This window comes from Photobacterium sp. 270122K, from assembly GCF_059941365.1.
In genome coordinates this window covers 357,072-369,480 of the sequence record NZ_JBPOEN010000003.1, presented here as the reverse complement: position 1 = coordinate 369,480, position 12,409 = coordinate 357,072, and the positions used below count along the sequence as shown (strand labels likewise).

Annotated in this window: 14 protein-coding genes; 8 read left to right on the top strand and 6 right to left on the bottom strand. The window is 47.0% G+C overall.

Going from position 1 to position 12,409, the window contains the following annotated elements; translation table 11 throughout:
• The first annotated feature begins 64 nt into the window (after positions 1-64).
• The 4 genes from ACSF8W_RS07765 to ACSF8W_RS07750 all read left to right on the top strand — a co-directional run bounded on the left by ACSF8W_RS07765 (position 65) and on the right by ACSF8W_RS07750 (position 3,800).
• On the top strand, positions 65-817 hold the full coding sequence (locus ACSF8W_RS07765) for a nitroreductase family protein (protein ID WP_500846448.1): 753 nt from the start codon (positions 65-67) through the stop codon (positions 815-817).
• 91 nt (positions 818-908) lie between these two features.
• A complete protein-coding gene (locus ACSF8W_RS07760; RefSeq protein ID WP_500846446.1) occupies positions 909-1,412 on the top strand; it encodes a hypothetical protein in 504 nt (167 codons plus the stop codon).
• 127 nt (positions 1,413-1,539) lie between these two features.
• Positions 1,540-2,079 carry a heme NO-binding domain-containing protein gene (locus ACSF8W_RS07755; RefSeq protein ID WP_500846444.1) on the top strand — a complete coding sequence of 180 codons (540 nt, stop codon included), beginning with the start codon at positions 1,540-1,542 and terminating at the stop codon, positions 2,077-2,079.
• A 2-nt stretch (positions 2,080-2,081) separates the two neighbouring features.
• Positions 2,082-3,800: an ATP-binding protein gene (locus ACSF8W_RS07750; protein ID WP_500846443.1), complete on the top strand. Its 1,719-nt coding sequence runs from the start codon at positions 2,082-2,084 to the stop codon at positions 3,798-3,800.
• 110 nt (positions 3,801-3,910) lie between these two features.
• On the opposite strand, the gene ACSF8W_RS07745 is transcribed toward ACSF8W_RS07750, so the two are convergent.
• Positions 3,911-5,092 (bottom strand): amino acid aminotransferase, encoded by a 1,182-nt coding sequence (locus tag ACSF8W_RS07745; protein WP_500846441.1) that lies wholly within the window; start codon positions 5,090-5,092, stop codon positions 3,911-3,913.
• Positions 5,093-5,314: 222 nt separating this feature from the next.
• Here ACSF8W_RS07745 and ACSF8W_RS07740 point away from each other — a divergent pair, with 222 nt between their 5' ends.
• Positions 5,315-5,629: a DUF3081 family protein gene (locus ACSF8W_RS07740; protein WP_500846440.1), complete on the top strand. Its 315-nt coding sequence runs from the start codon at positions 5,315-5,317 to the stop codon at positions 5,627-5,629.
• Between the two features lie 321 nt (positions 5,630-5,950).
• Positions 5,951-6,115: a hypothetical protein gene (locus ACSF8W_RS07735; protein WP_500846439.1), complete on the top strand. Its 165-nt coding sequence runs from the start codon at positions 5,951-5,953 to the stop codon at positions 6,113-6,115.
• Between the two features lie 117 nt (positions 6,116-6,232).
• Here ACSF8W_RS07735 and ACSF8W_RS07730 read toward each other — a convergent pair whose 3' ends face one another.
• The 4 genes from ACSF8W_RS07730 to ACSF8W_RS07715 all read right to left on the bottom strand — a co-directional run bounded on the left by ACSF8W_RS07730 (position 6,233) and on the right by ACSF8W_RS07715 (position 9,868).
• Positions 6,233-6,634, bottom strand: coding sequence for a VOC family protein (locus ACSF8W_RS07730; protein WP_500846438.1), 402 nt, complete (start codon positions 6,632-6,634; stop codon positions 6,233-6,235).
• Positions 6,635-6,981: 347 nt separating this feature from the next.
• Complete coding sequence (locus ACSF8W_RS07725) at positions 6,982-7,233, bottom strand: hypothetical protein (RefSeq protein WP_428478553.1); 252 nt, start codon at positions 7,231-7,233, stop codon at positions 6,982-6,984.
• Positions 7,234-7,352: 119 nt separating this feature from the next.
• Positions 7,353-8,789, bottom strand: coding sequence for an ArnT family glycosyltransferase (locus ACSF8W_RS07720; protein WP_500846436.1), 1,437 nt, complete (start codon positions 8,787-8,789; stop codon positions 7,353-7,355).
• Positions 8,786-9,868 carry a glycosyltransferase family 2 protein gene (locus tag ACSF8W_RS07715; RefSeq protein ID WP_500846435.1) on the bottom strand — a complete coding sequence of 361 codons (1,083 nt, stop codon included), beginning with the start codon at positions 9,866-9,868 and terminating at the stop codon, positions 8,786-8,788. The genes ACSF8W_RS07720 and ACSF8W_RS07715 overlap by 4 nt, the downstream gene beginning before the upstream one ends.
• 140 nt (positions 9,869-10,008) lie before the next feature.
• Between ACSF8W_RS07715 and ACSF8W_RS07710 the strand changes: the two genes are divergently transcribed.
• Both ACSF8W_RS07710 and ACSF8W_RS07705 read left to right on the top strand, forming a co-directional pair.
• Positions 10,009-10,689, top strand: coding sequence for a response regulator transcription factor (locus ACSF8W_RS07710; RefSeq protein WP_500846433.1), 681 nt, complete (start codon positions 10,009-10,011; stop codon positions 10,687-10,689).
• Complete coding sequence (locus ACSF8W_RS07705) at positions 10,686-11,984, top strand: sensor histidine kinase (protein ID WP_500846432.1); 1,299 nt, start codon at positions 10,686-10,688, stop codon at positions 11,982-11,984. Before ACSF8W_RS07710 ends, ACSF8W_RS07705 begins: the two co-directional genes overlap by 4 nt.
• Here ACSF8W_RS07705 and ACSF8W_RS07700 read toward each other — a convergent pair.
• The gene (locus ACSF8W_RS07700; protein ID WP_500846430.1) at positions 11,941-12,363 is read right to left on the bottom strand and encodes a GtrA family protein; all 423 of its coding nucleotides are present in this window, start codon (positions 12,361-12,363) and stop codon (positions 11,941-11,943) included. The two genes, ACSF8W_RS07705 and ACSF8W_RS07700, sit on opposite strands and share 44 nt — an antisense overlap.
• Positions 12,364-12,409: the final 46 nt, after the last annotated feature.

The window sequence follows — 12,409 nt, the reverse complement described above, 5'->3', positions numbered from 1 at the left end:
TTCATGCCATAATGCCTGACCCGTTATTCATTGTTCACCCCATTGAAGCCGTCAGGATGTTCTTATGTCAGATCCCATGCCAGATGCCATATCAAACACGCAACACGTGTATAGCGAACTCGTTCACTCTCGCCGCTCCGTACGAAAATATGATCCCACCGTGCCGTTTGATCATGACGCCGTGACGCGTGCGCTGACACTGGCAACACTGTCCCCCAACAGCTCCAACATGCAATTGTGGGAGTTTCACCGCGTTGTTTCCGATGAAAAACGCCGCACACTCGCCCACTACTGCATGGGACAAAACGCCGCTAAAACCGCCAATGAACTGGTTGTTTTCGTGGTCACGCCATACAAATGGAAGGGGCGAGCACAAGGAAACGCCATGCAGGTACGAAATGCCTTTGAAGGGCGAAATGACGCGACCGCAAAACGGGCACTTAAATACTACGAAACCTTGATCCCATTTGTTTATCGTAATGACAAATGGGGTATTCTCGGCATGGGGCGTAAACTACTCACCTTTTGCCTTGGTTTGAAAAAACCCATGGTACGTGAAGTGAGCAAAGCCGATTTACGGGTGTGTCTACACAAAAGCAGTTCGCTGGCCGCGATGACATTCATGACCGCCATGCGTGCAGAAGGTTACGACACGTGCCCGATGGAAGGGTTTGATTCTGCACGAACTAAACAGCTATTAGGGCTACCGCGCAACGCTGAAATTACCATGATCATCAGTTGTGGTTCACGCGCTGACGATGGGATCTACAGTGACAGACACCGTGTAGAAGCCGATGACGTTATTTTTAATCATTAATTAAGCATTTAGCCGCGAACCCATACCTTCCGTCTATTATTTACGGTATGGTGTGGGTAACTAAAAGCAACGATAACGGTCAGCAGTCTCGATGCAACAATTAATTAATCTAAAGAATACGTGGATGGCCAGCCACATTGTAGACGCCGAGTTTCCAACCCCACTCAGCGAAACTGGCCTTGCGCTCTATCAACGTGATCAGCCCTTGTTGAATGCCACCTCGGTCACTGAGCCTTTGGAATCACCGGATGGCTCCTTATCGATTTACCCTGTTGACTGCCATCCCCTGACTATTCGTTATTCACTTGTGTTGGCCAGCAAATGGGACCAAAGTGATGACGAACAAGAAGCCCTTGTTGAATACCTCACGCAAATTATGCTTGAGCCTGCCTCACCGGCGCAATTGTTCGTCGGCTTCTTCAAAGGTAAGCCCGCAGCCTGCGGCATGATCTATCACGATGCCGAACACGGCACTTTGGTAGCGGATGTGCATGCGCTCTCTCTGCCAAACCAAACAGCACTGATCAAAGAGATGAAACTGGCACTCCTTAAACAGTCTGAAGCGTCGTTACCGACCCTGTTTATTGAAGAATAATCCACACCACTTCTCATGATTGTCTTAAAAGTCAGTTTAGGCTGACTTTTTTGTTCGACTTTTTTGACCTCCCCCTTTTCCTTTCCCATAATTTTTATATAAGCATATCAACGTAATGTGGGGCGCTATGAAAGGAATCATTTTCACTGAGTTTATTGATCTGGTTGAAAACGAATTTGGACTGGATGTGTGTCAGAAAATGTTTGATGACACCAATAACAGCGGGGCTTACACCACCGTGGGCAGTTATGATCACCGAGACTTGGTCAAACTCATTATGGCGCTCAGCAACATCACCCAAATTTCGCCTGAAATACTTCAGGAGGTTTATGGTGAAGCGGTGTTTAATAGCCTACTGGAAAGCCTACCCGGCATGCCGAATCATGAACACAACACCTTTAGCTTCATCCAACGGGTAGAAGAGCATATCCATACCGAAGTGAAAAAGCTCTACCCCGATGCCTCGCCCCCTAAATTTCAATTCTTATCATTAACCTCAAGCCGAATGGTTATGGATTACCACTCTGCACGCTGTATGTCACATGTCTGCATGGGGCTCATTAAAGGCTGTGCTAAACATTTCAATGAGCACGTTAACATCACCATGGAGCCGTATAACCCGTCCAAAAGCCATGTCCGATTTTCCATAGATTTGATCCCGGGGTAAGCATGGAGGCAGACAAACACATTGCATTGCTAATAAAGAAAGTCGACCGAGAGCGCTCTGCAAGACAATCGGCGGAAAAGCTGCTGGAGATAAAAAGTCTCGAGCTGTTTGACGCAAAGAAATTAATTGAAAAAAGCTTTGAAAGAGTCAAAGCACAAGCAGAACTCGACTCAGAATTATTAGCCTATCAAGCCAAGGTAGAAAACCTGCTGTTAGTGTTTGGCCGCAAATTTCTCAAACATCCCCCGTCTGTGTCATTAATTAAAGAATTGGCAGACTCACTGGTGGACAGTATCTCCGTTCGGGCCTGTGGCATTGCGATCAGCGGTTATCCCGATAGCGATATTGCCATTCAACATACTTCTGGCAGACAGCAGGCGTGGCACTGTCCGGTCGACCTGCGTCATATTCCTCACCATTGGGATGCCAATGAAGGGGTGTTATGGATCTCTTTATATAATGACACCAATACACAGGGCTTTTTCGCTACCAAAATTCACGCGTCAGGATCGTGGCTCAATACCATTCAAAAACACATGCATCTATTTAGCGAAATGGTGCGATCGTCCATCGACCGACAACTTAAACTGGAAGAGGCGATCCTCGCCCGAAAGCGAGCTGAAGCATCGGAAAAGTCCACCCGTGATTTTCTCGCCATGATTAATCATGAACTCAGGACGCCGCTAAATGGCTTGTTAGGCACGGCGGAATTAATGGCTGACACCCCTTTAAATGCCCATCAGGCTCGGTTACTGAGCACCCTTGATCACTCTGGTGAATTATTACGTGCCATCATTAATGATTTGTTGGATTACAGTAAAATCAACGCCGGCATGCTGGAACTCACGAATAAGCCTTTCGATTGCCACAGCATGGTGGTGATGCTCAATGATATATTCCAACACCGGGCCAATGAGAAACAACTGCACCTTTCCATTTCAACACCAAGTTCTACCCCCCGCTGGATGGTGGGCGATGTCGACCGAATCAAACAAATTTATGTCAATTTGATAGGCAATGCCCTCAAGTTCACCACGGTAGGGGCCGTAACAGTAACCATCGAATGGCGTGAAAACCACCTATTTTTCTCGGTCACGGATTCTGGTTGTGGAATCCCGAAAGCAAAACAGGCGACCTTGTTTGATCCCTTTACCCAAGTCGATAATTCCAGCCAACGTAATCACGAAGGCACCGGTTTAGGACTGGCCATTTGTAAAAAACTCGCCGAGCAAATGCAAGGGCGTATCGATGTTGAAAGTACCGATGGCGCAGGGGCAACCTTCACCGTCAGTTTACCGCTCACGCTGTATCAGCCCCCCGTTGATACCGGCGATGCCGAATATAACGATGCACAACCTATCGATAACCTGTCTGTCTTAGTGGTCGAAGATTTAAAAACCAATCAAATGATCATCACACTCATGATGAAGAAGTTTGGTATCACACCATTGATTGCCAATAATGGCCAAGAGGCATTAACACTGCTGGAAAATGAAACCGTGGATATCGTATTGATGGATTGCCGAATGCCGATCATGGACGGCTATTCCGCCACACAACAATTGCGCGCCCAAGGCTACACAAAACCGATATTGGCACTTACGGCAGGAACCACACGCGCAGAGCGAGAAGAATGTATTTCAGCGGGGATGGACGATATTCTCTGCAAACCCTATCAAGCCAGTGAACTCAGGGAAATGTTAGAAAAATGGGGGGCCTAATGCCAGCGCCCCCTTTTTGCGATTAATAGCCGATGTTTTAGCGCGTTATGTCGAGCGCTTTGTCTGGCTGGTTGTTCGTGTTTGCGCACTGACCACAACGGCAGAATCAATCAACGCGAGACAGTCAGTAACGCATTCGCCACGTAATCCAACTGATGTTCTTGCAGACCGGCAATGTTAATTCGGCCATCCCCGACGGCATAAATCGCATGTTCATCACGTAAACATGCGATTTGCTCTGGTGAAAGACCCGTCACGGAGAACATGCCTTTATGCTGCGCAATAAAATCGAACTGATGAGAACCTTGTTGCTGCACAGCGCTAACCAACCCCGCACGCAGTCGCAATAGGCGCTGGTTCATCCCGTCTAATTCTTGCTTCCACGTTTGCGTGAGTGTGGCATCATTTAAAATGGTCGCGACCAATGCCGCGCCATGATCAGGCGGCATGGTGTAGCTTGAACGCGCCAAATTCAAAATGCGCCCTTTGGCTTTTTGTGCATTCGATAACGTATCACTGATAACGATTGCCGCACCGGTGCGCTCGCGGTACAAACCAAAGTTTTTTGAACAAGACGTAGCAACAATCATTTCTTCTACATTGTTCGCCATGTATTGCAGACCGGCCGCATCTTCCACCAGCCCCTGACCAAAGCCTTGATACGCAATATCGACAAATGGCATGAAGCCTTGCTGGTTCGCCATTGCCGTGATCGCCTGCCAATCAGCAAACGTGATATCGGCCCCTGTTGGGTTATGGCAACAACCGTGCAATAACACCACATCTTTCGGACCGGCTTTCGCAAGCTCGGCCAACATGGCGGCGGAATCTACCTGCTTGGTTTCAGGGTTAAAATACGGGTAATAGCGTACCTTCAAACCCGCTGCTTCCATCACCGGTTTATGGTTCACATAGCTCGGGTTAGAAATCCATACCGTCGTCTCTGGCTGTGCAACGTGCATTAAATCTGCCAGCATACGCAATGCACCACTGGCACCAGGGGTTTGCACTGCTGCTGCACGCGCATGTGCTGATGTGCCCGATAGCAGTAAATCCATCATCGATTGATTGAATTGCTCGTTACCGGCTAAACCGACATACCCTTTGGTCGTTTCATTCGCCATAACGTGTGCTTGTGCCTGCTGAACCGCCTCCATCACAGGCGTAATACCCTGATGATTACGATATACACCAATGCCCAAATCCACTTTCTCTTCCCGCATATCCTCCCGAAATGCTGCCGATAACGACAATATAGGGTCAGGTTGCGCCGCTGCCAGTTGTTTAAACATGTTTAAATTCCGTTTTGTTGTGAATGCGTTATTTGAATTATGTTGTCTTTCTCTCAAGCTACCACTTCATTTTCAAAACGTCATCATGTATTTGCGTGATGAATATCAACAGGTAAATTTGATCTATAACAAACCTTATCCCCATTGGTGTTGCAGACCGCTCCAGAGCGCCTAAATTTATAGGAGTGACAGACTCATCACCCCACAGGGTGACAGGAGGTTATGATGAAAAACAGTGTTGATGTTCGTACACTGCTCAGTGTGTATGAGAAAATTAAAACACAAGGCCATGCCATTGATTTTGGGAGTGAACTGGAAGGCGTTCAATGTACCGAGAATCAAGACGGTTACCGCGTGAGCTTGTCTGATGGCATCGTCAGCCTAGACATTAACTTTCATAACACATACCAATTCCATACCCGAAATGAAGATCCGGATTCAGTCATAAACCAAACGACCACCGAGTTTCATAACAACAATGAAGCGCAAATCCAAGCCTTCCTCAAAAAGCTAGCGCAGTTAGACGAAAAATACTGAACCACTCCTCTCGCAGATTGTGCGCCTAATGATGGCGCACAATGTTGATCCTGTTTGATTTATGACATAGCTTTGACATTACGCTGACAGTTATCTCACTAATTTTTTTTACTCTGATAAGCCTATAAACAACGCTGATTGACCACGCCATAACGGCGTGAATTACTCATCAGTCAATACGGATTAATAACGCGGACTGTTTGGCCATTCAGATGCCATTCAACCTACTAAGCGTACCGTTAATAAACATAACAAGAAGCACACTATTGCAAAATTATTTTCCGCAATAGTGCAGACATTCGATAACAGAATGAGAGCATCATGCACGCACAACACCTCAATAAAAAAGAAGCTGAAGCAGTAATTCGCGCACTGGAAGAGTGCTATCGTCGTTTACAGGCCGCGAATGTTTCCGCTCGCGACTTAACCCAAGAAGGGTTTTCACTGCTGTTTCAATCGGCATATCATGGCCTCAGCCATAAATAATGCGCCTGTGAATAATCGGGCACACTCTTTCGTTACCCCACAAAAAAAGCTCAAGAATACATCTTGAGCTTTTTAATATCGCGACGGATTAAATGTTCCATCGTCTTTCAGCGTTGATCACACATCCCAATCAAGGTTTTGCAATACGACGCGGTAACCATCCGTATCCTGGAACGTTTTACCGACCGTTTCCCAATAAGGGTTGCTTGAATCAACCACCACGAAACCGGAGTCAATCATGCTGCGGCACGCTCTTTCCCACGCTTGGCTGCAAGGGAGGTAAAACACCAACAGATGCTCAGCACCACTCGGGGCTCGACCGATTTTCTCACCAATTTTACTGACGAACTCAATATGGTAACTGTGTTTTTTATGCCCAAGCACAATGCCATCAAACCCATCGTGATCATCAAACTGCTTCAGCACATCAAAGCCTAATGCTTTGCTATACATTTGTGCCAATTCTTTTACATTATCGGTCGGTCTTACCACACGAAGTGTCGAATCAATAGGTAGCATAACAAAACAAACTCCATTTCACTTTTCAATAAATAAATAGTAAGACTCAAATAGCGGTTATTCAACACCGTCACTCGCTGCACCGCGCATTCCTTGATGTCTATCACACTCAAATGACGTTATTATTTATTTACCGTCAATTCATAGGCCTTTATTTACTATTTTTATTTGCGAAATATCTTAACTAGCACGTAAATATATCGCCATTATTTTCTGTGATAAATTCAAAATTAACACCATTTACAGGGTATGCTCCCGCGATTTTATATTCATTTATTTTATACAAAAAAAAAGAAGCCGCCGGGGTTGGCCGCTTCTTTACAATAACAGGTAAATCATCATATTGACTATGCGATGTCACCACTGGCTAACAGGGATATGCTATCAGGGCTGAATTTTTGATAGCTAATTTCTGCCTTCTTTGGTGGGTAGATAAACTTAATGACCTTCACCACATACTTCGCAATGATATGGCCATGAATGTCTTTTTCGTCATACCAAAACGTATCGACATCCATTTTTTTGCCTTCGTCCCACTTCATATCCGTTCGAACAAAAGCATGTTCACTGGGTATTCCCAATAATTCACGGTACATCATGATACTCCAACCTAATTTCATTGAACTAAACTGAAATCATATTCCCACAATTATTTAAAGGCCTTTGTTTACCCTGTCACAGTTTAAAAAATGACCACATCCAGTTTCAAAAGCCGTGATCAGCCACCAATTTTGCAATGTACTAGCTGTCGTTTACTGGACTCTGCGCGTAACTCACACCGCTGTTTATCCCATAAAAAGCCCGATGGAATCATCGCTTTTTCTACCACCACAAACAAATCACGCTGTTGCTGATGCAGAAAATCGGTCAGTTCTGAAGAGGCTAGCGTCGCTTTCCCCGCAGAATAGAATTGGGCCGAGAATGGGCGCTTATTCAAATACACCAAAGGTGTGCTTTCTTTCTCTGCTTGTACAGACCATACTGCCATCAAACTTTTTTCTGGCTCTTTCCCCACCACATTCAGATGTAACAAACCCGCGACGATAATCAGCAATACGGGTGTGACCAATCCCACCTTGAACACCTTCTCTGGCAGGTTTTGCTGACTATGGTAGCCCGCGATGAGCAACCCCAATGCGGGCAGGCCCGGCATCACATAACTGGCTAAAATATTGCCCGCCAAGGTGAATAAGATCATCGGTGCCAACAACCAGCACCATAAGAACCCCATATAGCCATGGGTGGTTTGAACGCCCTCTTCGCCCGCGTTAAAAAAGCGCATCACTTGGTAAAACAAAACCGGCGCCCAAGGCAGTGCGGCTAAAAACCAGAAGACCCAAATAGTGCCGCGGACTTCATCATGCGCCGAACCATACAAATCTCCCTGCCAGCCGCTGACCACAAACCGTTTAATGTGCTCGCCAATAATGAAATAATTCAAAAATCCCGGGCTTTTCCATTCAGCCAATATGTACCAAGGGAGCGAAAGCACAATAAACAGTACTGTTCCTTTTACCCACGGTAAGCAGTGCGGTATTTGCTTCCACCGTTTATCCTGTGCCAGCCACAGCGTTAAACTAATGCCGACTAACACCAAGGCTAAAGGCCCTTTCGCTAACATGCCAATCGCCAACCCGACAAAGAACATGTAGCCCCAAAACGGGGATTTTTTCGCCCAGCTCAGCCAAAAACTGACCATGCTTAGGGTCACACCCAACGTCAGCGCGGTATCTGTCATGACAGCACCGGAAATCACAATAAACGCCGTTGTGCTCGCCAAAATAGCCGTCGCTAGCCATGCTTCATCCCGACCGCGTACTTTCGCCGCGAGCACCCACGTCAGCAGCAATATCACTACACCGACAACTAAGTGCGGCATACGCGCGGCAAATTCATTCACACCCAGCCATTCAAAGCCGGTGGCACTCAACCACGTAAAGAGCGGCGGCTTACCCCAAAACGGCACATTGTAATCAAACATCGGGGTCACCCAATTGCCCGTCTCGTACATGATCCGCGCCATTTCGCCGTATCGGGCTTCTGTGGTATCCATTAACGGATAGACACCCAGTGTTAAAAGTCGAACGATCACGGTGCCCACAGCCAGCATCATGGCAAAACGGGTTAAGGTGAAGACGGTTTTTTTCTGGCTCATGCGTTGAGTCCTTTTGCCACAGAGTGTTGTACTCGTTGTAAATGACGGTGTTCAGCAGTACCGTATTTAACGATGTCCTGCTCAGCGAACTTGTCTTCCATCACGACAAATAGCGGTCGTTGTTTCGCTTCAATGAATATTCGCCCTACATACTCCCCCAACAATCCAATCGACAACAATTGGACACCGCCCAAAATGAGCACCACCAACATCATGGAGGGATAACCGGCAACGGGATCCCCAAACAACAGGGTTTTTATCAATACCGAGCCTGCCAATAACAATGCCACCAACGAGATCAATAGCCCCGCTCCCGTGGCCAGTCGCAGCGGGCGCGTACTAAAAGAGGTGATGCCTTCAAAGGCTAAATGACACAACTTCCGGTAATTCCACTTGGTTTCCCCCGCCAAACGGGGATCGCGATCAAACTGCAACGTTGTCCGCTTAAAACCCGGCCACGCAAATAACCCTTTCATGAAACGAGTGCGTTCCGGCAATTTATTGATCTCATCGACAACGCGACGGTCAATCAGGCGAAAATCACCCACATTTTCAGGAATGGGCATATCTGTTAACTGATTAATAACCTTATAAAACGTGGCTGCAGTAAAACGCTTGAACCAACTTTCACCATGGCGTTGACGACGCTGCATGTCGACCACATCAAAACCGGCACACCATTGCTCAAACATCGCAGGGATCAATTCCGGGGGATCTTGCAAGTCTGCATCAATTAGCACGACGGCTTGACCTTTTGCCGCTTTCAGTCCTGCGCTCATGGCGGCCTCTTTGCCGAAATTTCGGCTCAGCCTTAGCGTGCGCACCTGATGTTGCTCACTCTTCAGTTGTGTTGCGATGTCCCAACTCTCGTCGGTACTGCCATCATCAACGTAGATCAATTCGCACGGTTGATTCAGCGCATCTAAAGCCTGACAAACACGTTCATGGCATGCTGCCAATACCGCTTGTTCATTGAACATGGGAATAATGACCGAGAGAACCGGTGCTGACCGCTGATAGGTAGATTGATGATCTCGCGGGTGCTCACGATGATGTGAAAGCACGGTAATAGTAGACATGATAAACCTCGAATAAATTAACCCGCCTCGTTCTTGCACATATGGTATGCCATTCCCTGTCAGAAAAAGGTCATCGACATTTTTTTCACCTTTCTTTGTGGCATTATTAGGCCAATCTATTTTTTGCGGCAGGCTATTTCATGAAGCTACTTTTGGTTGAAGATCACCAGGATATCGCGGGTGTCATTTTCGATTTCTTTGAAATAAAGGGATACACCCTTGATTACGCGAACAATGGTCAACATGGCTTTGAACTCGGGTGTCAGAATCACTACGATTTGATCATATTGGATGTAATGTTGCCAAAGATGGACGGCTTTACCGTGTGTAAACATCTACGCGAACAAGGGGTTGATACCCCCATTTTAATGCTGACCGCCCGTGATACGCGTGAAGACACCTTGCAAGGATTTGAACACGGTGCCGATGATTATTTGGTTAAACCGTTTGATCTTGAGATCCTTGAAGCCCGCATAAAAGCTCTGACCCGCCGTCGCCAAGGCGAAACCGCCGTGTCGACGTTAACGTTTGGTGAACTTCAACTGGATCTGAGCAGCCATAACCTGATGCGAGATAACTGCTGTTTTGCCCTAAACCCGACCCTGTTTACGATTCTAAAACTGCTGATCACTCGGGCACCGAAAGTCGTCAGTAAACAAGAAATGATCGCGGCACTGTGGGGCGATGACGAGCCGGAAGGCAATGTACTCAGAAGCCATATCTATCAGCTCCGCAATCAGATCGATAAACCGTTCAAACATGCGTATATCAAAACCGTACCGAAAGTGGGCTATCAACTGATCCAGCAGGATGACAAATGAATAAAGCCTTCATGAAAGTTAAAAGTGCCAAGCAACTTACCTTTACCTATTTCTCTATTATTGCGTTTGGCATTGTAACGCTGCATTTTACTCTGCTCGACGCGACCTTAGAAAATTTTGAGCAAATCAATGCCAAAAATCGTCTGAACTATGCCAAAGGAATTGCGGAACAGTCCTTAGCTAGCGCCCCACAGGATCACTTTGCCATTCCACCATTCAGCCATGCCTATCTGGATAAAGCCTTGCTGCCGGATGATTTGGTCTTGCCGGAAGACTTGCCACAAGATAAAGCGATTGAATTATTCAATGCAGAATCCGGAGTGACGGATCATTTCATTATGCACACGCAGGTGACGGTCGCAGGAAAAATGGTTCCCCTTTACCTGATTTACTTCGATGACATTTATGAAATCAGCGAAGAAGAGATCTTTCTAAATCAAGCCAAGCAGTTATTTATCTCACTGATTTTATTGGTTATCAGCTTGATGGTGGTTCTCAAGGTTTCGAGTCGCCTGACTGATCCCATCACGCAATTGGCAAATGACATTGAACAACGTAAAACCGATGATTTGTCTCCCATCGTGGCACCGAAAGGCATCGCATCACGTGAGCTGCTACAACTGGTCGAGAGTTTCAACGAATACCATCAACGCATTCAAGCCCTGATCGATCGCGAACGTGCCTTCAATCGCTACGCCAGCCATGAATTGCGTACACCGTTAATGGTCATGAAAGGGGCGATTTCTTTGTTGGGGCAATCCAATGAACCCGCCTTTATTGATAAACAACGTCAAAGGTTACTGCACGCCAGTAATGAAATGAATGATTTTGTCACGACCTTGCTCTCTCTCACCCGTGAAGATGATCTTGATTTGCTGACTGAACGGCCGCTGGATTATGATGAAATCGCGGATATCATGCACGCCCATGCCCATTTATTAGCCCATAAAGACGTATCGTGGAACGTGAACATCGCTTCACCGATTGCCGTGAAAATGCCAACAACTACCTTCAACATTTTACTGGGTAATTTGGTAAAAAATGCCTTTGCGTGTACCGAAGAAGGTAGCGTAACAGTTACCGTCAATGAGCACGCCATTCAGGTGCAAGATACCGGCATTGGCTTAGGCTCAAAGCCACGCGGGGTGGAAGGTTATGGCTTAGGGTTACTTATCGCTAATGACATCTGTCGCAAATACCACTGGCAGTTAACACTCGCCAATACCGACACCGGCGGATGCTGCGCCACCATTATGCTAGGGCAGACCGAAACACCCACCGATCTGCCAGCGTAAAGTTGATCACCATACCCAGTAGAATGCCAGGGGCTATGGCAACGTAGGGCCAGCAAGTCATCCACAGCGGGCTCTGCGCTGCCAGGCTCATCATCAACGGCGTGCCCCATTGCATGAATACCCAATAACAGCCCACATTAGGCACAAACCCAACACAAGACGCAGCGACAAATTGCATCCATTGCTGGCGAGGTGGCGCGTTGACCCCACCGCGAAAGGTAATGTGTCGATTCAGCCACCAATTGGATGAAGCCGCTAACCAAAAAGCTCCCACGCGAGCCACGGCAAACGGCCACCATTGTGAGAATACCCACAAGGCACAGACATCCACCACAAACCCACACCCACCGACAACCGAGAAGTACATTAACCGTTTCACTATTTCCCCCTTTCACTCTACCGCGCGACATAACAGCCTCGCTTCT